The following is a 22,608-nucleotide window of genomic DNA, read 5'->3' as shown; positions in this document are numbered from 1 at the left end:
TTCCAATTAAATGGAATATTTTTGCCACGCCTATATTTTTGACGCAGCATCGCTGGCACAAATCTTCATTTGACTTATGTCAACAACATTTACTTATAAATCAGCTAAATCAGCAATAACCCATTAAAAAACGAATTTTCTAACAGATTTCCCTATGCATAGAAAGCTGATATATTTTTTTACAATCATCTGGATTTAGCCTTGCAACGGAACCTATAGAATTATCTTCACCAAAGAACTCAATTTGACTCAGCATCTTATCGATTCCATCTTTCGGCAAACCAGCATCTTCAAAACTCGTAGGCATACCTAAGGATTTGAAAAACTTTTCAGTTTCCAAAATTCCCTTATTTGCTAAATAAGATTCACTATCTACAGTGCTAACATTTGCTTCAGTAGAAATGCCAAACACTTCTTTTGCGTATCTAGCAAATCTCTTAGCATTCTTGCTAGAAGCGACCTTCATCCATGAACACATGATTATAGATAATGTTGCACCATGAGGAGTGTTATATAGAGCACTAATCTCATTCGCTAACGTGTGCGTAGACCAATCTTCATTGCGACCAATACTAAAAGTATTATTCTGAGCAATTGTTGAAATCCACATAATCTGCGCACGCAAATCATAGTTTTCCAAATTTTCCAAACAGCGCGGACCTATGGAAATTAGAGTGCGCAGAACTCCCTCGCACATTGAATCCACTACCCCGAAATCGTTATCATCGCTAAAATATCTTTCGCAAATATGACTAAACATGTCTACTATTCCGCATGCTGTTGGATATGCTGGAACGCTAAGAGTTAGTTCTGGATTCATAAAAGCAACAACAGGTCTGACTATTGTATTAGATATAAGCAGCTTAAGATGCTCAGAGTCATTATTTATAACCACTACTTTGCTTGATTCACTACCCGACGCAGGCAAAGTAAGCACAGAAAACACTGGCAAACTAGACTTTACTTTCGCAAACCCAGTAAAATAATCCCATACATCACAATTACCAGCAGCTCCAATACCTATAGCTTTAGAAGAATCAATTACCGAACCACCTCCAATTGCAACGATGCCATCAATGCAATTATTTTTTACAATTTCAATACCTTTTCTAACTAGCGATAGCTTAGGATTTGGCTCAACTCCACCAAGATCAACAAAATCAATATTGTATTTATGCAAACTATTTTTAATATCAAAAAGAATATGTGAAAGGTATTCTCCCTCATCATAATGAAGAAGAACCTTAGATACACCTCTATCTTTTAATTCTTTTCCAACTTTACATTGAGCATTCCTGCCAAACACAAACTTAGTTCCAATACAAAGATCAAAATTATTAATCATGATTACTGAACCTCCAACAAAGAGTTTCTTTCTTCATTTGCAATATCAGAAGAAAATAGAACTGAAGAAATATCATTTACGCAGTTAGCTAAATACTTTGGCCTGGCCAACTTCAATGCAGAGATTTCACCGTCTCCATAAGATACAGCAATACAATCAACACAATTTTCTCTAGAAGACTCAACGTCGCTATAGGAATCTCCAATATATACACAATCAAAAGGGCTAATATTATATTTACTAATCATTAAAGAAATCATTTCTTTCTTGCTCATATAAACTTTCGATTCAGAATACAAAGAATCTGGAGAAATCCAACTGTCGAATAGCTCAATCCATTTTTTTATATTCAAAATCTTTTCCAATGCATCCAATGGCTTATTCGTAACTATTGCATTGATTACTCCGCATTTTTTAAGTTTCAAAATAAGCCGAGCAATACCCGCATACATGTGCGTACTATGAAAATTATTTAAATTCCTATAATGATTACTAATATCTGAATCGAATTTTTTATAAAATTCAAATCCAGGATATGGGATGAGGCACTTAAATATTTCTAATGTTGACTTACTCAAATTAGAACTATTAGATATAAATCCTTCAGGAAGCTTAGACCCACAAGCGCATGCGGCATAGTTTATGGAACGCCACACGTCTTCGCTTGTACTGGCTATGGTTCCATCAAAATCCCAAAGGATTAATTTATACCTCATCCCAAGCCCTTTCTTTATAGATTGTTAATAATGAACAATGTTTCTAAATAGCGCTTCTTAATACTGTTTCTAAAACTAAATTAGTTATAACTTTCAAGAGTCTTGTAAAGCATATCTACAAATCCAGGGAAATCTAGCTCAAGAGCTGCTTCTGCGTTAGGTTCCTTACCTCTTGGCTCCATAGTTGGAGTACGCTCTAAATCAACAGCTGGATTTTCGCCACGTAGATGTCTGTAATCACATACAGTCATTCCTCTTGTTAGCTTTCCATCAAGCTCAACGTCAATATGCATTGGCACAGCCTTAATAAGTTCAGGGAAAGCAACCCATGTTACAGCACAAGCATCATGCATTGTTGCGCCTGTTAGATTTGTTTCTTCAGCACATGTTCCTATAAAGAATTCAGTTAAATCAGCAGCTAACATTGCTGCTTTTGTTCCAATTTGCCTAAATTTAGCAACATGCTCTGCTTTAAGATCGCATTGACGAGTTAAATTAATTCCAGTCATTTTTACATGAATTCCAGAATTAAACACTCTAGATGCTGCTTCTGGATCAACAAAAATATTGAATTCTGCCGATGGAGTCCAATTTCCAAAAGTAACAGACCCACCCATGATGCATATTTCTTTGACTCTATCAACAATTCTAGGTTCTCTATTTATTGCAGATGCTATGTTTGTTAACGGACCTGTAGCTATAAGAGTTACATCATCTGTGCTCATAACTGTGTCAACAATAAAATCTACAGCATGCTTATTCTGTGGCTTATGAACAGGATCTGGAAGAACTGGACCATCTAAACCAGTAACACCGTGGAATTGAGGCGCAGTAACAAGAGGCGCAACCATAGGACAGCTATGCCCAGGGTAAACACCAATATTATCTGCCTCTCCTAAAACTTCAAGAATTTTAATTGCATTAGTCGTCACATTTTCTAATGGGCTATTGCCGCCAATTGTTGTAATTCCTAGAACATTAAGATGCTTAACCGCAATCATTATTCCAAATGCATCATCATGACCTGGATCACAATCCAAAATTACTTTCTTTTTATTACTCATTATTAATGACTTCCTTATCATATTGTTTGGTAACTTATTATTTATTGCATTATTTATTAATCAATAACCTCAATTGTTATTTGAAAGTTTTTACATCATAATGCAACAAAAATTCATTAATTTGATTGATATTAGGAGAATTCCTAGCACCTTTATGCGCTACTGAATACGCAGCAACAGCATTCCCATACAGTAAGGATCGTTCAATATTAGAACAATCCAACATAGATTTTATGTAACCAGCGTTATAAATATCGCCAGCACCTATAGTATCTACAACATCAACATTGAACGGTGGAGCAGATATAACGCTACTATTCTTAAATCCTATAGAACCGTTCGCACCATCTCTTGCAACAACTGTACGTCCGTTAACAGATAAATCTTTTGCATTATTTTCCCATGTATCATCTCCTAAATAAGAAAACTCGTCTGGACCAGAACCTAATAAATGAGTTACATATGGCATTATTCCCATCAAAGCATCATAAAAATCAGGATTTAATACGCCATTATCAACTCGTAAATTCAAATCGAATGAAGTAGGAATTCCGAGATTATAAGCCTCTCTAAATATGCGCGTAATGGAATCTCTTGCAGAAGTGTTATACACAAGGCACATACCAGAAGAATGAATCCAATCAGAGTTTCTAACAGCATTCATAATGCGATCATCAAGATCTAGCACCTTAAAGGATTGGCTCTCTCTTGGCCAGCCCCACAAATACCTTTCACCAAACTCATCTACAAACGCAAACACTCCAACGGTATTTAACTCAGCATGCGTGCGCAAATAGGTTGTGTCAACGCCTTCCTTAGCAAAATCATCTAAAACAAAACGACCATATTGGTCATTCCCTATAGAACCAACAAAAGATGTATTAACTGCTAATCTAGAAAGCGCAACAGCAGTATTGGCAGAAGTACCTCCACCCTGAATAGATACATCAGGATACTTAACAATAGTTCTTTGCTCATTCAAAAATCGCGGATAAGGAACTATAATATCTACATTTGCATCGCCAACAACAATAACATTATGCATTTAACGCCGCCTTAATAAAAGCTTCCACTTTTACAGGATCCTTACATCTTAACGTATTTGCACGCTCGTCTCTGTAATTTGTAAGACTAAATGAGTCAACACCATACGGGTTAGTATCATGAATCGCATCAGCAACGTTAGAAGCATCAAGGCCTCCAGCAATAATGCATTTAACAGATGTAGAGTCAATAATCTCCTTATCGATAGACCTATCGTGCTCAATTCCAGTTGCACCTATGTCGTTAGCATCTGGCGATTTTGTGTCTATTAAAAAGAAGTCGGAAACTTTTTCATAATCTTTAACATATTGGAGAACTTTTTGCTCTTCTAAAGGAACGCCTTTAAGAACAGGTATAGCTTGCATAATAAGAAGCTCAGGAAACCTACTTTTTAACTCACCAACTTGTTCAGGAGTTATACCTTCTATGTTTCCAGATAAATGCAAAACATCTGGCATTGCTAAATTTAAGTCTTCACTAATTTCGTCTATATTCTCTGAACATGTTAAGCCAATTCTTACGGCACCTGGTTGTACGCCATTAAAAATCTCTTTTGCTTGCGAGCAAGACAACTGACCTGGAGTATGTTGAATATGCCCATAGCTTACGCCAATATGCTTAGCGCCAAGACTTACAACCATACGCGCATCTTCCACAGTCCTAATTCCATAAATTTGTACAATAACGTCAGCCATATTATTCACCTTTCACTGTTAAACAATTCAACAAACGCTGGCACAGTAAATGGAGTGCCATTCATACCAACTTTTTGCGCAACTCTTGTAATCGGTGGAGGAGTTACAAAAGATAATCGCAAGATATCCGTTTGAGAAAACACCTTCTCTGCTGGCCCATCTAACAAAACTCTTCCAGACTGCATAACAATTATTCGACTAAAATTCTCCGTAACAAACTTCATGTCATGCGATATTGTTATGCACAATTTTCCTTGAGATTGCAGCGTCTTTATAATCTTCTTAAGACGTAGATTTCCTAAAACATCTTGACCACATGTAGGCTCATCAAAAATAATGACTTTTGGATCCATCATAAGTATTGCGCCAATAGTGCAGAATTTTTTCTCTGTTAAAGATAGGTCAAAAGGATGGATATCTAACTTATTGTTAAGACCAACAAGATTTGACACTAATTCCATGCGTTCTTCGATTAATTTTGAATCCATTTTTATTTGTTCTGGACCAAACGAAAATTCTTTACGAACACTCTCTAAAAACAGCTGGTCATCTGGATTTTGGAATACATACCCAACTTCGCAAGCCCATTCAGAGGTATCTTTAGTATCAACATTTATCCCATCAATTAAGACTTTGCCCGAAGTTGCTTTAAGAATACCGTTAAAATGCTTAACAAGCGTTGTTTTACCAGCGCCATTTTGACCAATTATTGCAACAGGCTCGTTGCCGCTAATGCTAAAAGAAACACCATCAAGCGCTTTGTGCCCCGATTTATATTCGTGCACAAGATTGATAACATCTAACTTCATGAGTTAACCTCACTTTTATTAGAACGTATGCTACTTTTAACAAGATCAACTGCCTGATTCTCGGCGATAGGAATTTTAGTCACATTTACTCCGCAATTAGCAATAGCAAAACCGAGTTTTACGTAATCTGGAGGTTCAATTCCGTGATTAGTAATATCTGGATTTGTAAATACTTCATAAGGCGATCCACTTGTAAAAACTTCGCCATTATCCAGCACCATAACAGTATCAGCGCACCTTGCAACGCGCTCCATATCGTGATCAACCATAATCACAGTTACGCCACTATTATTAAGACGTTTTACAATGTCAAAAATCTCCTCACTGCCAAGTGGATCAAGTTGTGTTGTACACTCATCTAAAACCAAAATCTTAGGTTCCATAATAAAAGTTGATCCAAATGCAACTCTTTGAATCTGTCCACCAGAAAGCTCAAGAGGATTTCGGTCTAAAATATCACTTATACGCATTAATTCTGCAACTTGAATAACTTTTTCAGTCATCTCCTTACGAGCAACACCTTGATTACATAATCCATATGCAAGCTCTTCTGCAACAGTGCCCGAAGTGTAGCTAAGCTGATTAAACGGATTTTGAAATACTAGACCGATTGTTTTAGAAAGTTTAGCTACACTAGAAGAAGAAACATCATTGCCGTCAACAACCACTTTCCCACGCGATTTGCCAACAAAATAATGCGGTATTAAACCAACTAATGCATTACATAATGTTGATTTACCAGATCCATTAGCGCCTATGATACATAAAAAGCTTCCCTCTTTAACATCAAAGCTTATATGTTTTAATGCACTTTTCTTACTACCGCTGTATCTATATGAAAAATCTTTTACGGAGAGAATATTATTCATTTTAGACCCCCATAATAAGGAATAATTCCAACATAGAAACAGGTAGACAAGACTAAAGAGATAGCAAGAATTAGTAATAACATGTAAGTCAAAACTGAGTCATAAACTCTCCATTGGACTTCTACTATGCTTGTTCTTTTTACTCCACTTACACCAAAGCCACGCGTTTCTAATGTCATTCCTCGCTCTTGAGCATCAGTCAAAGAGCTTAAAACAACAGGCCCAAGTAAAGGTATTAGCGCACGCAATCTGCCAATCGCACTTCCAGACATTTTTAACCCTCTAGCGCTTTGAGCCTGGCTAATAACAGACATTCGTCTTTGCATTTGCGGAACAACATTTAAGCTTGCTAAAACTAAGTAACCTATTTTTGCAGGAAGACCTATGCCAGTTAAAGCAGCGACCATACTGCCTATATAAGTAGTTTTATTCATAATGTAAAAACTGCCCAAAAATACTAGAACAGTAACTACTACTCTTCCCGCATAAATCATTCCTTCAAGGCCAAGTTTTGCAAATCCAAAATCCGCTATAAAGGTTTTATTACTGGGACTATATAGCCCTTGTATAAACATAAGCATTAATGTCATTGGTATTCCAAAGCCAAACATAAGTTTTACATATGGAACAACAATCCTTGCAATAATTGCTACAACAAAAAGAACTACAATAAATGCAATTCCTAGACAAGGATCTGGCCATGCCATAGATGAGATTCCTAAAGTAAAAATAGCAATTATTTTTGTTATAGGATTCAGCATAGAAACAGGATTATTATCGCAACGCTGCCATGTTAAACAACTTTTATTATCACTCATTGCAACATAACTCCCTCGTTAAACTTATGAAACCATAAAACCATGAAGCTGATTCAAGATTGTTAAATCAGCTTCTTCGCCAAAAAACTAATTAATCAACAGAATCTTCATCACATTCATCTGATTCATCAGAATTATCCGAATCATCTGAATTGCCTGCAGCATATTGACTTAAGAACCTCTTAGGCACCTTTTTAACAATAAAGTAGGAAACAGCAACAGCAATTCCCTTATCTAATAGGTTCTCAATAATTGATGATGAAAATACAGAAGCAAAAATATTTTTCATTGCTACAACAAGCGTTGCAGTAAGCACCGAGGTTCCATTAATGCCAGTTGCTCCACTAAAAACAAATACTGTTATAAGTGATGCAGAAACGGCGTTTACTAAGGTTACAACAACCCAAACAATTAGAACACCCCACCACTTTTTGAATAAACCTGCCTTAACCATATAACCAACAACAAGACCACATAAAACGCTAACTACCGCATAAGGTAAATTAACTGGATTTGCCACCAATGCTAAAAATACATTTGTTAAGAACCCAGTTAAGGCAGCAACCCACGGTCCCGATAAGCAGGCAACTACCATAGTTCCAATCATATCTAGAAACAGAGGGAGCTTTAGAGTTGAGCACAGAGTGCCGCCAATAAGATTTATACCTACTGCAATAGGAATCAAAACTAACGATTTAGTTGAGAATTGATTCTTAATATTCTCAATAAATAATAGCTTCTTTGCCATCATGCACCACCCTTCAACAAAATGTTGATAAGTCTTGCAAAGTTGTTAATTCTTTCAAAATTTCAACAAAACAACACTGTATGAAAATTGTTTCCTAAACAGTTTTCATAACTTATCTTAGAATAATAAATACTTATTGTCAATAATGCACAGTTATGAATAAACTATATCTTTGAAAACACAAAAGAAGGAATCAAATGAACATTAAAGACATAGCTCGCTTATCCAAAGTCTCAGCATCAACTGTGTCAAAAATTGTTAACAGTAAAGATGATTCAATCAGTTCTGAAACTCGCGAGCGCGTCTTATCTGTAATACGACAATATCACTACACTCCATATGCAAAAATATCGTCGCAATCAAAAACTTGGCATATTGCAGTAATTCTTAGATCTTCAATATCTTTTGATACAACTTTAGACGGAATAATACAAACAGCCCAACAATCAGGCTATGGAACAGTAGTTTTCAATAGCTATTCAAACATAGAACAAGAAAGTAAAAATATAAGCGCGCTTAGCAAACACAAAATAGACGGTGTTATATGGGAGCCAGTAAGCAAAGAAAGCTTTAATAAATTAAAAGGAATTGAACACGAAATACCATGGCTAACTATTGGATCAATAGGAGGCGACGAATCACTATTATTGCCCTATTCAGATGCAGCATATAAACTGACGGAACAACTAATATCGCATGGTCACACATCAATAGGATGTTTAATGACAGATGGAAGAAGAACAAAAGATTTTCTTAACGGATTCAAATCATGCTTATTTGACCATCACCTCGATTTTGACGAAAGCAGAATATTTTTTGACCTCAACGACAAATTAGTAGAAAAAATAAGCGATCACTCTATTACTGCGCTCGTGTCTTCTCATTATAGAAAAGCTTTAGAATTTCAACAGTTAATGACTTCTCTAAATAGAAGCATTCCCGAGGACGTGTCACTCGTATCCATAAAAAACGACACAAACGAACAGCCTATATTGGCAAAAAACTCTGAAATATCTACATATACAATCCGCAACGCTGATTTTGGGTCATACTTGTGCAGCAAGCTTATAGACGAAATAGAAAAAAGACATGAATCAAAGACTTCTTTCGTTCAAGAATTCCATCTGGACAACACAAGAACTATAGGATCACCATCTCAGCTAAGAAAACAAAAGATAACAATTATAGGATCTATTAACCTAGACACATGCCTATCTGTACAAAATTTGCCAAGTAAAAATGAAAGCATTAATGTTCAAACTTCTAAAACTTATCCAAACGGTAGCGCAATAAACCAAGCTATAGCAGTATCTAATCTTGGCCAACGCGTAACCCTAATAGGAAATGTTGGATACGACTTAGATGCAGACAAAATATATAAAACACTTTCACAATGGGCAATAGATTCATCTGGCGTAATACGCAAACATGAATCTCACACTGGAAAAGCGTACACATTAGTAGACGCTTGCGGAGATTCAATAACATCTGTAATATCTGGCGCAAATAGCACATTAAATCAATCAAACATACAAGATAGAGCTAATTTGTTTGAAAACACAGCATATTGCATAATTCAATCAGATATACCTGTCGATGCAATAATATCTGCGTGCAAAATCGCTAAAAAAGCTGGTGCAAAAATCATATTCAATCATGTTTCATCCGAAAACATACCGAAAGAAATAATAGATAAAATAGATATTTTATTTACGAATATAGATAGTAAAAACACTGATCGAATTGAGGAAATAGCAAAAGAAAAATCCTCATCTTTTATAAATAAAGGCGTAAAAACAGTAATTATAAATATGCTGCATAAAGGATACTTACTATCTGATTACAAAGAAGAAAAAATAGTAAAAAGCAACGAACCCAACATCGAGAAGTATAGCAACTGCAGTGATGCTTTTGTATCAGCACTAGCAGCATATATGCTATATGGTTACACTACAAACCAAGCAGCAGAAATTGCGGCCTACGCTGCAAATTATTCTAATTCCAGAGAAGAGATAACACCATCTTTTATAGACAAATATACTTTAGAAACAAGTATAACTATGCCTAAAAGCAGTTTGATAAACCAGTAGACGCTTCTTGTTGTTAGACACGCAGTTTAGAGCTACAAAAAGCGTAAACAGCCTATGCGGGAATATCACTAGCGCATCCAAAGCTCGAAGGCAGGTCGGAGCGAGAAAAGAAAAAGGCTTGTTAGAAACCTAACAAGCCTTTAATACTAAAGAATAGAATCCCGTCCCTAGCGGAAAACCATCTCTAGCAACAAGCATTAAGCACTTACAAGCAGAATAAAGAACCTACACGGTAAGAAAAGGAAATTTCGGCAAACCAAGCAAACTCTAAACCCCGCGTGCAAGCTGCAGCACAAAACACGCGCCGCCGCCTAACGCAAGCATAAAAAACGCGCACTCACACACTTAGCATAAGTGCGCGCGCAATGCTTAGTGACGAGCCTTGCGAACAGCAGCACCCATGCCAGCGAGCATGGTGGCAGCCAAAGCGGTCAAAGTTACGCCAACACCAGTACCAGTGTGGGTGTTACCACGCTTGTCCTTGCCATTCTTGTTCTCAACCTCAGTCTTAGCACCAGCAGCAGCGGAGCCATTGGCACCAGCCTTACCAGCGGCAGCGCCGTTAGCACCAGCCTGAGCACCATTCTTACCAGCTGGAGCAGCACCATTGGAGGTGCTTGGAAGATCAAGGAAGTCATTATCCAATGGATCTGCAGCAGTAGAAACAACTGGAAGCTTGGTTGGATCTACATCAAGAGACACAGCATGATCGTAAGCAGCGTGATACTCTTTTACAGCAGCCTTCCAAAGAGACTTTGCATCCGTAGCCTTCTGCTTAGCTTCCTTATACTCTCCCTCAGCCTTAGTCTGCTTGGTTTTAGCAGCAGTAAGCTTGGCATTAGCACGATTAAGAACATCATTAAGATGGTCTTCACGCTTAGAATCAGTTTCACCGCTCATCATAAAGTCATTCAAAGCATCCTCAGCAGCCTTAACAGCTTCCTTGCAGGCAGAAACCTTTTCCTTAGCTGCATTGTAAGCAGACTTCTTCTTGAGATACTCAGCATAAGTCTTCTGCTTCTTCTCAATCTTAGTCTGAAGATCAGCTGCAGCGGTACGAACACGAGCAATAGCAGCATCCTTCTGCTCATCGTCAGATGGAGTTGTAGGATCATCAGCAGCATCAGCTTGTTCACGAAGAGCCTTGTTGTAAGCATCCTCAAGCTTCTGAACCTCGTCAGCCTTCTTAGTGTAATCAACATGAGCATTGAATTGATTAATATAAGCAGTCACCTTAGGACCGACTGCCATAGTGAGCTTAGCAATTTCTGTATCAACAGGAGTAAGCTTACCATTCGCTTCCTCTTTGTAGCATTTCTTCAAAGCGTCAGCAGCTATATCAGAGGTAGCTGGTGCTTTTGCCTCTTCTTTACCTGCTTCTAAAGCCTTAAGCTCGCCCTTAGCCTTATCCCAATTGTCCTTAGCAGTCTTAACAGCCTTAGCAGCCTCAGACTTAGTAATCTTAGGAGCGGTTGGAGTCTCAGCGAATGCTGGGGTTGCCATTGCGAAGCCAGCAAGCAAAGTTGCGCCAGCAGCGAAAGCGGCGATAGCCTTCTTATTCATCATTTTATTTCCTTTCTTCTTCTCCTATGCGTTAGGGGCGCATAGAAAAATTTGCTCCACAATCCAAAAGCGAATCGTGGCACACGGCCAAACTAGGTGCGGCCATGTTTGCTATTAACATACCCCCCCCCCGTTTGAAAAAGTCAAGCCCCATCCACACATGCTAAACCGAAAAAAATGATGTTATACACAAACTAATCCACAATAAAGCCACACTCGCCGTAAAATTTGTAGATAAACAACACTTAAACCGTAAAAATACGCATTTCAAGGTTTTTGAAGAATTTTCCCAGGTTTTTTTAAGGAAATACTTTTCGTGCGTGTCGCGTTGCTCGCGAGGTCCAAGCGCGCAGTCTCGTCACTGCGGTCTTTTTTGTATCAAAAGCAATATCACTTTGCCGCGCGACGACCTGCCTTTTCCGCTTTTTGTACCAAATTTGACCTAATTTGGTACAAAGTGCGTCACATCTGCTGCGTCAATCGAGACGCAGCAGACCCCGCTTGCGTTGAAAGCACGGTGTGATTTTAACCTGAGCAAGCTCAGCGCTCCGGTCATAATTTATTGCAGTAAGTATGTTATTTTGTGCTTGATTTTGAGCTTGCTGAAATCTATGGGTACAGTACAAGAGAGTTCAATCAGCAAGTAAAAATAACATAGAAAAATTTGATAACAACTTTATGTTTCAATTAAACAAATCTGAGTTGAAATATTTGCAATCAAATTTTTTGACCGCAAATATTAGTTCTAAAAGCAGGTCAACACCTTATGCTTTTACTAATCAGAGTATTTATATACTAACGGCATTACAGAGTGGTCAGAAGTAGACTTCCAACTTGCGAAAGGCAGATCGTCGCGCGTACAAAACCCAGAAAATAACTCCGCACTTTGTACCAAATTTGACATAAATCACGTACAAAGTGCGGAGTTAATTTACTCGAGAATCGTTAGCGCAGGTTAGCTGCGCGAAGACAGATCGCCGCGAGCGTAGTCAAAGCGCACGCAAGCTATTCTTATGCAAGCTATTCACCAGTAACCGTTGGCGCAAGAACCAGATTCTTAACCAACTCGCGAGTGCGAAGCTGCGAATCCGCATCTAAGCAATCGTCTGTAATAACCGTGTCAACCTGGTCAAATCTCGCAAAAAGCGAAAGCGACGTGCAAGTCCACTTAGTATGATCCGTTAATATAATCGTGCGATCCGCAATATCCATCAAAGCCATATCTGTAGCGGCTTCCAGCGAATTTGGCATAAGGAACCCGCGAGGCAAACTAACGGAATGCGTGCCCAAAAATACTGTGTTTACGCGCAAAGACGAAACAACTTTATCGGCAATAGGCCCAACCAACGAGTTGGAACGCGTAATCACACCGCCCGTAACAATAACCTCAATATCTTTGGATTCAAGCGCTTGAACAAGCTCCGCAACTGGAATCGAATTTGTTAGAATCGTGATTCCAGACGCCCTGCGCGACTCAAGAAGATGCTGCGCAAACACGTATGCGGTTGTGCCGCCACCTATTGCAATCACATCCCCTGGCTGAACATAATCCACCGCCTTAGTAGCGATTGCATCCTTAAGACCCATATCCATCTGCGACTTTACGGAAAACAGCGGCTCTGAAAGAAGCGTGTTAGTTGTAACAGCACCACCGTGCACGCGTTTTAGAAGACCGCGATCCGAAAGCTCCGCAATATCCCTGCGAATTGTCATTGCAGAAACGGCGAGTTCCTTAGAAAGAGCAGTAATACGCACGGCTCCCCTGGTGCGAAGGCGGCTCAAAATCAATTGTTGACGCTGTGAAGAAATCATGTGAACATTATCGCACAAGTAAACGCAAAAAACAAACGCAGATGAGCGTTTCTAGGCTCAAAACGTTAGGTATTTAACAAAAATCACGTAAAATCTGGCAAAACTCAACAAAACGAACAAATGCTTGTAATAAAACAAACTAGGCTGTTAAGTGACATGCCGGTAAATGTACGTAAATTAGGCGGATTTTGGTACAAAAAGCGGAAGTTTTTTCCGGGTTTTGTACCATTTTTAGGCAAAATTTGGTACAAAAAGCGGAAATATCGTTCGCGCGGTCTAAGCGCGCTCATGCAAGCAGCAAGCGAATATCAGTATTGATGATGCGTATGATCGTGCATTACGTCTTTATGCTCCGATGCGTGCGGAATGTGCAAAACGCGCATACGGTCAATCGCCCTGCGCGCAAGCTGATGAGCAGAGCCAGCGCCTTCTCCCTTAACGCCAAAAATAACAATCAACGCCATAATAGCCGTAATAATCGCGCTAATTCGCAAAGTCCATTGCACGCCAAAAATACTAGCCGCAACATTATCCGCGCTTCCAACACCCGTAAGCACGTGATGCCATTGCGTAAAAGTAGCCATTGTTACAACAAGCACAGGCGCACCAATCGCACCCCAAAGCTGACGCATTGTATTAGTCACAGCCGACCCGTCGCCAAGCTCGCTTTGTTGCAAACAGTTTAACGACCACGTTGTAACAGGCATAAGCAAGAATCCCATACCAATTTGACGCGTAAATTGCCAAATAGAAATCCACCAAATCCATGTGTGCATGTCTATAAGGCTCATCATGATTGTGCCAAAAAGCAAAATCAATGAGCCAGCCATTGCCACTGGCCGCACGCCAAAACGATCGAGCATACGCCCGCCAAAGTATTGCGAAATGGCCATTCCAAACGCGCCAGGCAAAAGCACAAGGCCGCTCATAGTAGCAGAAAAACCGCGATCCGACTGAATATAAAGCGGAATAACAACCATAATCGAGCTAAACGCAAAGAACGTTAAGCATGCGCAAGCCGTTCCAATTGTAAAATAGCGATTTTTCAAAACGTTAATGCCAAGTAGTGGTTGCTTACCACTCGCGTGCGCGCGCAACTGCCTAGCAACAAACCATGCAACTCCGCACGCTCCAACAAGCATAGGCGCCCAAGAAAACGCGCTAGAAATTCCGTACGCTTCAATGTTTGTAAAGCCAAACATAACGCCGCCGAAGCCAATAATCGAAAGTCCAACGGAGAAAAAGTCGGCTTTTGCGCTGCGATCTTGCTCGCCAAAATTGTGCAAGAAGAACGCAGAAAGAACAATAGAAATTACGCCAATAATGCTAAGTGACAAAAAGATTGAACGCCACCCGTTGAAATCGGTTTGCATGCCACCAACAGTTGGTCCGATTGCCGGCGCAATGCTCATAGCCATGCCAACGCTGCCCATAGCCATTCCGCGCCGCGTTACTGGATACACAGAAAACACGGTGATTTGCAACACGGGCCACATAACGCCAGTGCCAATCGCCTCTAAAGTGCGGCCAGCCAACGCCATAATAAAATCATTGCTAAGCCACGCCATAATAGAGCCAAGCGTAAAAAGAATCATAGACGATATAACGATTTGACGCGTGGAAAATCGCCTAGTTAAAAACGCAGTAAGCGGCACCATAATGGCCATAATCAACTGAAAAATAGACGTAAGCCACTGACCTGTAGTAACGCTGATGTTAAATTCGCGAACAATCGTTGGCAGCGCGGCCGTAAGTTGCAATTGAGCAAAATTACCAATAAAAGTTATAAAAGTTAGAATTGCCAAAGAAACCAAGGCTGCTCGCGTAAGACGATTGTTCTTATACGCTTGCTCACCAACAAGAGCATGGCTAAGTTCACTCAAATTCCCAAAAGGCTTGCATTTATAAGACTTGCTAACAGAGTCACTACTCTTATTAAACCATGATTTTCTAGGCAATATTGTCACTTAAACTTCCTTCCATATTCGCAAAACACGCATAAAATAATCAGCGATTATTGCAAAACCAAGAAACATACTCGACTCTACAATAATCGCCTTAAAACAAGCCTATAAGTCTACTCCGTGAGTTTGTTGTTTACAAAGCTACAAACTACAAACTACAAACACACGATTCTCAAAAACCAACGATTCTCAAAATATTCATTACACGCCAAATCAGTATCTACGCGCCAAATCAGTAGCTTCTGTGCGATAGCCAATGCCTGTAGGCGCCTTGAATTGAGCCATAACGACCATTGCAATAATTCCAGAACCAACGAAGCTGAGTTTGATAATTAGTTGCCCAATCGGCTCCCATAGAAGACATCTTTCTTCCAGGCAAAGCTTGAGGCAAACCGTATGCGCCAGAAGGATTCATAGCGTTTACGCGCCAACCAGATTCATGCGAAATAATAAACACGGTAGCAGTAAAATCAGCCTCGTTGTACCCATTTGAAAGCAACCACGAATGAGCCCACTCTTGCATCTCGCCTGCTGGAACGGTGGTTCCAATCGAAGCAGCAAAATCAGAATCTACACTAGCGCCGCCAGTTCCAACAAGAACAACCCTATCTTTTGGAGCTTGCTTAACAAAAGACACAAAAACGTTGGAAGACACAATCTTTTTACCAGCGCGCGTAACGATTTTGCTCGTTTCCATAACGCCAGGTGCACCCTGCTCTTTAACCTTTTCCGTACCTTTTGGAAGAGCAGATGTCTCTTTTTTAACCGTATTAAACGCAATAGGCTCGTCGGAAGTTTCTAACTTTGCTCCCGCACGCTTAATAGTTATAACTGTAGACTCGCTAACCTTTGAATCAAGAGACGGCGTAACAACGTCGTGCGAATCCAAAGTTATGTCTCCCGCTTCTAAAACGGACTTAACATTTGTAAAATCTGTTCCAAAAACCGCGCGATGATGGCCATTTATATTTACAGTAATATAAGAAGTTGCGCCCTTTTTAGATGGTTTAAGCGAGTTTCTGTATACACCACGAGAAACCTGATTTTCGCTATCTGTAGCCGAATAGGCGGTTACATAAGACTTTGCGGAATTTGATTTGGAACCAGAATAAAAGTTTCGAGAAACAATTCCAAGAACTACAACAGCCACAATACTAACAAAAATCACTGCGACTCTTGCCCATTGACGCATGCTCAATGAAGTAAGCGTAACAGTTTTCTTTCTGTGACTTGTCATAACTCTCCTTGATAGAAGTTAGTGCAAAGTGTAAACCTAAAACGTTATACGACTTTTCGTTATATAACTTTTAGTCATACGACTTTTTGCACAAAGTATATATAATTGTAGTCTTACGTAAAGAGAAGCCCTAAAAATCAAGGTTTTGTGTGCTATTCGCGAATCGCCTATTGTCTACTTTGATTTGCTACTTTGCTACAAAACATAAAATGAGCGGTTGCTTGCGACTATTCCCCGCAATCCTTAAATTCGCTTTACTCGCTTACAGAATCACCTTCATTATCTTTATTATTTTCATCATCTTTACTAGGATCATAAGCCTTAGCTTGATTAACTAAATCTTCTAAATCAGCTGGAAGCAAAGCGCCAGCTTGACGATAAATAACATCTCCGCGCTTAATAACCATAACTGTTGGAACCGCTTTAATCGCAGCTGCACTCGCCAAATCTGGAGACTGATCAATGTCTACCTTAACAAACGGAACATCTTCAAACTTTGCGCTTACTTGCTCAAAAATCGGCCCAAAAGCACGGCAAGGACCGCACCAAGTGGCCCAAAAATCAACAACAACTACCTCGTTGGTGCTTGCAATCTTCTCAAAATCTTCTTGAGTAGCGTGAATAAGTGCCATTTTTACTCCTTAAAACAATATTTAATAAATTTTACACGCACACATGCTCATTTGCGTATGCCATTCGCACCATGCTCATACGCATTATCTGTCGCCTTACGGCACTAGGCTAGAAAACATGCTTGATATCCAATTTATTCGTGAACATGCCGACGTAGTTAAGGAGTCGCAACGCAAGCGTGGCGAGTCCGTAGAACTTGTCGATGAAGTGCTTCGCGCAGACGATTTGCGCCGCACAAGCTTAAAGGCATTTGAGGCAGCTAGAGCCGATCAAAAAGCAATTGGCAAAAAGGTAGCTGCCGCAAGCGCAGACCAAAAAGCCGAACTTATTGCACAAACAAAAGAGTTAGCGCAAAAAGTTGCACAGTTTAAGGCTCAATCCGAGCAAGCTACTGCCGACTACACAACAGCAATGTGGAAGCTTTCTAACATTGTAGAAGACGAAGCTCCAGAAGGCGGAGAAGACGACTACGTTGTTGTTAAGAAGGTTGGCACACCTCGCGACTTTGCAGCAGAAGGCTTTGAGCCAAAAGACCACTTGACTCTTGGAACTGGCGTTGCTGGAATCGATATGCGCAGAGGCGTTAAGGTTGCAGGCTCTCGCTTCTACTTCTTGCGCGGAGCTGTAGCTCGCTTGCAAATCGCAATGCTTACAATGGCTGTAGACCAAGCAGAAGAGCACGGCTTTACGCTTGCGATTACGCCAACACTTGTGCGTCCAGAAGTTATGCGAGGAACTGGATTCTTGAATTCGCACGCAGACGAGATTTATCGCCTTCGCGAGCCAGATGATCAATACCTAGTCGGCACATCCGAAGTTGCTCTTGCTGGCATGCATGAGGATGAAATCCTTGACTTAAGCAATGGCGCTTTGCGCTACTGTGGCTGGTCGAGCTGCTACCGCCGAGAAGCTGGTGCTGCTGGAAAAGATACTTCTGGCATTATTCGCGTGCATCAATTCGATAAGGTAGAAATGTTCGTTTATTGCAAGCAGGAAGATTCTCGCGCAGAACATCAAAAGTTGCTTGGAATGGAGCAAGAGATGCTCGCTAAGGTGGAAGTGCCTTACCGCATTATCGATACCGCTGCTGGCGACCTTGGCTCTTCTGCTGCGCGCAAGTTTGATTGCGAAGCTTGGGTGCCAACTCAGGGTCGCTACCGCGAGCTTACTTCTACTTCTAATTGCACTGAGTATCAGGCTCGTCGCTTGAATGTTCGCGAGCGCATAGAAGATGGCGGAACTCGCCCAGTTAGCACGCTTAATGGCACTTTGGCTACTACTCGCTGGCTTGTTGCTATTTTGGAAAATCATCAGCACGAAGATGGTTCGATTGACATTCCAAAAGCTATGCAAGCATACATGGGCGGCAAAGAGGTTATTGAGCCTACTAAGTGGGAAGCCTAAAAGCCTAACATAGCTTTAAGCCTTTAATATTAACTTTGATTAATAAGTGTGCAAATCAGTTTTGGTTTGCACACTTTTTTATTTGCACAGCACAACAACGCAACAGCGCAACAGCGCCACAACGCAACAACACAGCGCCACTCTACTTTGTAGGCAACTCTTGCGCAGAACACCCGTGCAAAACAGACGCCATACTCTGCTTTTCGGCGCTTGTAACGCTAAGATCGTACTTATACTTAACAGCAATCTGCCTAGCTACATAACCGCATCTAAAAGACTTATTAGATGGAAGCCAATAGGCTGCGGAAGCAGAGCCTTTTTCTTGATTTGCTGCTCCTTGCACGGCAAGAAGGTTTAGCATATCGTTACCAAACTTAAGTCGCTTAGCACGATTCCACTTCCAAGCACCCGACTGCCAAGCGTTTTCTAGAGCCACAACGTGATCAATTTGAACAAGCGCGCTAGTTTTTCTGCCTCGCACAAAGTTAATATCTAATCCTGTATATGGGTCGTGTAAAAGCCCAGACGCCACTTTGCAAGATCCCGCATACTTAAAGCGAACATGCGTTAAATCACGCGCAAGAACGTCTTCTCGAACATCACAACCGTTTTTATCATCGTCTGTTGTTCTATACCCAAAAACGCTTCTGTTATATCCAGAAGCATGCGACTTATCTACTTTTAACTTGCTAAGCTTTTCTGCAGCATCTCCACTGGCAACGTATTCTCCAGTGATATTTCCAACATCTTGGTTGATTTTAGGCAAAACTAAGCCAATAACAATTCCTACAAGAATCGCGAGCGCAATAAGCCATATAAAAGACGTTACGCTCCTAGAGATTGGAGCGTTGCTATAGCGCGCATCACCTACTCTACGGTTACTACGACCGCTACGGTTACTACGATTGCGCAGCATGATTAATATCTACAACCCAAGGAATACGACGTATAACAATGTTGAGCACTTGCTGAATAAGGCTAATAAGAATAATGATTGCCATAACTGCGTGCACAACGTTCCATTGTGGATTCTTAGTTACAAGTGGGTGGATTGTACTAGAAACAAGCATTATTGCGTTTGCGATTCCAATAAGAGAAACCGACATAAGAATCGCTTGCATTCTGCCGACTTTGCGCGATAATCTTACGCGTTGCTGAGCCAACTTCCGCATTGAGTCAACAACTCGCTTAACGCAATAGTCTCCTTGACGGAATGCCAATACTTCTTGCAAACCAAGTTCCACATCGTCTACTTCTAGTTCAACCATTTTTTGATCTAGATGAACTTTATTAATAAAGCTTTTAAGGCTCAAACTAAACAATCCTGGGATTACAAACACGATTAGCAAACAAATCACAGACGCAAAAATCGCGATTTGAACACTAAAATAGCTTAGCAAAACGATTGCTGGAATAATCGAAAGAATCATTCCAACGCTCATACTAAGACCTGCCTTGTGTAAGTGAGCGTGATGAAGGTCTAGTCCTGCAAAAGACGCAACAAGCGTTAAGCATCTTAAGCATGCGCAAACAACTACAACAAGAACGTAGTCTTTAACACCTAAGCCAAAAAGCGGCCTGCTTGCTATAGCAAACATTGCTGCGATTGCGCAAACAGGAATCAGCAAAGCACAAACAATGTTTATTACAGTTGAGAAGGCACTGAGAATGGCAAATAATGCTTTCTTTAAGTAAGACACTTTTGATTTTTTGCCACTATTATGCGCAATATTCTCACGCTCATTTTCACGCTCATCGCCACTTAAATCGCCATTTGAATCGCCACTTTGCGCGCGCAAATCGCCATTTGAATCGCCACTTAGTGTGCCTACAGATGCAGCTCGCGCACGCGAATCACTAAACACACTAACTTTAACTAAATTGTCTGCACTAGTGGCGTAGCTATCGCTTGGAAGGAATACAAGAATAGTTGCTTTTTTGGCAATTTTGCGCAAAATATCGCATAAGTTTTTAGCTTCTTTAGCGCTAATGTTTTTAGAAGAATAGTCAAAAATGTATACAGGCGTGCGGCGAATCAACGCGCGTGCCATAACAAGTCGCCTAAGAATGTCTTGCTTATTTTCGGCATGAATATTTTCTACGCGCAAGTCTAAACCGTTGTAATCTGCATAAACAACACCATCCGCGCGAGCGGCTCCAAGTGCCTGCCACATAGACGTTGTAGTAGCATTTTTAGACGCCATCAGTAAGTTTTCTCGCAAAGTGGCAGAAAACATGTGACTATTCTTGCGAACAATCGTTACAAGATCCGCCAATGCACCAGGATCTACGTTATTTAGAGTTATATAAGAAGGATTTCCCACAATATCGCCAAAATCAGATGCCACAAATGGCGAATCCGCACCCAAATCAGGCAAAGCGTAACTATCACTGTAAGATAGCGCAACGTTTGATTTAGAACTAAAAGTAACGCCATTAAGAACGTTATTCGCAACTAAATCGTAATACTCGCTTGGCATTACATTCAGTTTTCCACTAGAAACATTAAAGGAAGCTCGCAAAGGACGATTATTCTTAACAAAATTACAACGAACATGCAAAGAAACGTTGCTAGCGCCATCTGGAATACTCAAAGACGACTTATTGTCTATTTTTTCTAGCACGGATTGTGAATATTCGGAATCCAAAGTAGATGAATTATTGGAAGAACCACCATTAGCAGCAACACTTTTGAACAAATCGCCAATATTATTTAGCCCCAAAACAGCACGATTTTTAATATGCATGCAATTAGCAACTCTGCGAATTGGATCCACACTTAACATAAGCAGCGGCAAAGTTAGCATTGCTGCAGGAAGACCAACAGACCTAACCGAAAGAAGCCAAACCGTGCAAACAACAGCAACAGCAACCATAAAATACGTCAAAAAAGCGCACAAACAACGCAACAAAACACGAATGTTATAAAGCGCAGTACAAAGAGCTAAAGCAGAAAAAACGGCCGCAACGAGGCAAATACTCGCTAGATAAGTGTTGATTGAGAACAACGCAATGCTAACAGCAAAAGGCATAGGAAAAGCTGCAAAAATTTGCGGCAAAAGCAAACCAGCCCAACGCTGAACCCAAGCAATATCTTCATTTACGCAAATCGAAGAATATTCAACAGAATCATTACGGTTAGCCGAACTGAGCGAAATCATAGATCGCAACATCTTCGGTCGAAGCTTCATAGCTACGCGAGTGCCAATCTCGGTAGAAAAAATACAAGATTGATGGAAAGCAATGTATTTTATAATCAAAATACCAACAAGCGAAATCAAATAAGACGTTAACTCAACGGAGCTAAGCAAAGATTTACCAGTATATTTTGCTGGAATCAAAATAGGCGAAAGAATACCAACACAAACATACACAAAACCGATGTTTGCAAGAGAAGATATAGCAAGACACGCCGCTCTTAAGGCAACCAGATGTTTAACACCTGGAACAAAAGCAAAGAAACGACTAATCATTTAACTATCCTTTTCTTGTTCATAAAACCTACAAAATCAACGTAGTTATACTATGCATAAGAGCGAACACATTTAACCAGTGCAAACAAACACAAAAGCAGACAAACATCTAAATATCTAAACATCAAACATCAAACAAATCTAATACTCACAGCACATCTAACATCTAAACTCTTAAAGCACTATAAATCACTTTTCAAACCCGTAAAATGCACTTTTACAAGCACTCTCTAACACACAGATTCGCTACCTATTACAACACATAAGATTACGCTAAACGCCAGGCATCAACACGCCGAATTGTAGATTGCTAGCTACACAAAA

The 22,608-nt window shown here is 40.1% G+C and carries 19 protein-coding genes; 3 read left to right on the top strand and 16 right to left on the bottom strand.

Translation table 11 applies throughout. From position 1 onward, the window contains the following. Positions 1-139: 139 nt before the first annotated feature. The 9 genes from D0T20_RS01910 to D0T20_RS01870 all read right to left on the bottom strand — a co-directional run bounded on the left by D0T20_RS01910 (position 140) and on the right by D0T20_RS01870 (position 8,108). Positions 140-1,345 carry an iron-containing alcohol dehydrogenase gene (locus D0T20_RS01910; protein WP_116438237.1) on the bottom strand — a complete coding sequence of 402 codons (1,206 nt, stop codon included), beginning with the start codon at positions 1,343-1,345 and terminating at the stop codon, positions 140-142. A gap of 2 nt (positions 1,346-1,347) precedes the next feature. After that, positions 1,348-2,061, bottom strand: a complete 714-nt coding sequence (locus D0T20_RS01905) for an HAD family hydrolase (protein WP_116438236.1) — start codon at positions 2,059-2,061, stop codon at positions 1,348-1,350. A gap of 80 nt (positions 2,062-2,141) precedes the next feature. After that, complete coding sequence (locus D0T20_RS01900; RefSeq protein ID WP_032813262.1) at positions 2,142-3,125, bottom strand: nucleoside hydrolase; 984 nt, start codon at positions 3,123-3,125, stop codon at positions 2,142-2,144. 76 nt (positions 3,126-3,201) lie between these two features. Further along, complete coding sequence (locus tag D0T20_RS01895) at positions 3,202-4,170, bottom strand: carbohydrate kinase family protein (protein ID WP_018626217.1); 969 nt, start codon at positions 4,168-4,170, stop codon at positions 3,202-3,204. Continuing rightward, complete coding sequence (locus D0T20_RS01890; RefSeq protein ID WP_116438235.1) at positions 4,163-4,864, bottom strand: phosphoribosylanthranilate isomerase; 702 nt, start codon at positions 4,862-4,864, stop codon at positions 4,163-4,165. Before D0T20_RS01890 ends, D0T20_RS01895 begins: the two co-directional genes overlap by 8 nt. Before the next feature lie 5 nt (positions 4,865-4,869). Continuing rightward, a complete protein-coding gene (locus D0T20_RS01885) occupies positions 4,870-5,673 on the bottom strand; it encodes an energy-coupling factor ABC transporter ATP-binding protein (RefSeq protein ID WP_004133370.1) in 804 nt (267 codons plus the stop codon). Next, on the bottom strand, positions 5,670-6,542 hold the full coding sequence (locus tag D0T20_RS01880; protein WP_116438234.1) for an energy-coupling factor ABC transporter ATP-binding protein: 873 nt from the start codon (positions 6,540-6,542) through the stop codon (positions 5,670-5,672). Before D0T20_RS01880 ends, D0T20_RS01885 begins: the two co-directional genes overlap by 4 nt. Next, complete coding sequence (locus D0T20_RS01875; protein ID WP_032815135.1) at positions 6,539-7,360, bottom strand: energy-coupling factor transporter transmembrane component T; 822 nt, start codon at positions 7,358-7,360, stop codon at positions 6,539-6,541. Before D0T20_RS01875 ends, D0T20_RS01880 begins: the two co-directional genes overlap by 4 nt. A gap of 91 nt (positions 7,361-7,451) precedes the next feature. Continuing rightward, entirely contained in the window at positions 7,452-8,108 is a 657-nt protein-coding gene (locus D0T20_RS01870; RefSeq protein WP_116438703.1) for an ECF transporter S component, read from the bottom strand. 197 nt (positions 8,109-8,305) lie between these two features. Here D0T20_RS01870 and D0T20_RS01865 point away from each other — a divergent pair, with 197 nt between their 5' ends. Further along, a complete protein-coding gene (locus D0T20_RS01865; protein WP_116438233.1) occupies positions 8,306-10,198 on the top strand; it encodes a PfkB family carbohydrate kinase in 1,893 nt (630 codons plus the stop codon). A gap of 369 nt (positions 10,199-10,567) precedes the next feature. Here D0T20_RS01865 and D0T20_RS01855 read toward each other — a convergent pair whose 3' ends face one another. Continuing rightward, positions 10,568-11,764 carry a hypothetical protein gene (locus D0T20_RS01855; protein WP_116438232.1) on the bottom strand — a complete coding sequence of 399 codons (1,197 nt, stop codon included), beginning with the start codon at positions 11,762-11,764 and terminating at the stop codon, positions 10,568-10,570. 651 nt (positions 11,765-12,415) lie between these two features. On the opposite strand from D0T20_RS01855, the gene D0T20_RS06445 reads away from it, so the two are divergent. After that, a complete protein-coding gene (locus D0T20_RS06445; RefSeq protein WP_223293480.1) occupies positions 12,416-12,586 on the top strand; it encodes an ORF6N domain-containing protein in 171 nt (56 codons plus the stop codon). A gap of 195 nt (positions 12,587-12,781) precedes the next feature. Here the strand turns inward: D0T20_RS06445 and D0T20_RS01845 are convergent, their stop codons facing one another. The 4 genes from D0T20_RS01845 to trxA form a co-directional block, all read right to left on the bottom strand. Continuing rightward, positions 12,782-13,573, bottom strand: a complete 792-nt coding sequence (locus D0T20_RS01845) for a DeoR/GlpR family DNA-binding transcription regulator (protein WP_016636371.1) — start codon at positions 13,571-13,573, stop codon at positions 12,782-12,784. A gap of 308 nt (positions 13,574-13,881) precedes the next feature. Continuing rightward, on the bottom strand, positions 13,882-15,540 hold the full coding sequence (locus D0T20_RS01840) for an MDR family MFS transporter (protein ID WP_116438231.1): 1,659 nt from the start codon (positions 15,538-15,540) through the stop codon (positions 13,882-13,884). A gap of 229 nt (positions 15,541-15,769) precedes the next feature. After that, positions 15,770-16,774: an aggregation-promoting factor C-terminal-like domain-containing protein gene (locus D0T20_RS01835; RefSeq protein WP_116438230.1), complete on the bottom strand. Its 1,005-nt coding sequence runs from the start codon at positions 16,772-16,774 to the stop codon at positions 15,770-15,772. 254 nt (positions 16,775-17,028) lie between these two features. Next, positions 17,029-17,406: a thioredoxin gene (trxA, locus tag D0T20_RS01830; RefSeq protein WP_004133384.1), complete on the bottom strand. Its 378-nt coding sequence runs from the start codon at positions 17,404-17,406 to the stop codon at positions 17,029-17,031. 118 nt (positions 17,407-17,524) lie between these two features. On the opposite strand from trxA, the gene serS reads away from it, so the two are divergent. Next, a complete protein-coding gene (gene serS, locus D0T20_RS01825) occupies positions 17,525-18,811 on the top strand; it encodes a serine--tRNA ligase (protein WP_004131752.1) in 1,287 nt (428 codons plus the stop codon). 142 nt (positions 18,812-18,953) lie between these two features. Here the strand turns inward: serS and D0T20_RS01820 are convergent, their stop codons facing one another. Together D0T20_RS01820 and D0T20_RS01810 are read right to left on the bottom strand one after the other, a co-directional pair. Further along, positions 18,954-19,727 (bottom strand): HNH endonuclease family protein, encoded by a 774-nt coding sequence (locus D0T20_RS01820; protein WP_116438229.1) that lies wholly within the window; start codon positions 19,725-19,727, stop codon positions 18,954-18,956. Continuing rightward, positions 19,711-22,284: an ABC transporter ATP-binding protein gene (locus tag D0T20_RS01810; protein WP_162862658.1), complete on the bottom strand. Its 2,574-nt coding sequence runs from the start codon at positions 22,282-22,284 to the stop codon at positions 19,711-19,713. Before D0T20_RS01810 ends, D0T20_RS01820 begins: the two co-directional genes overlap by 17 nt. Positions 22,285-22,608: the final 324 nt, after the last annotated feature.

The organism is Gardnerella piotii (assembly GCF_003397585.1).
GTDB classification, from domain to species: Bacteria; Actinomycetota; Actinomycetes; order Actinomycetales; family Bifidobacteriaceae; genus Bifidobacterium; species Bifidobacterium piotii.
Note: the sequence above shows the minus strand (reverse complement) of the source record. Positions and strands in the feature narration are given on the sequence as shown.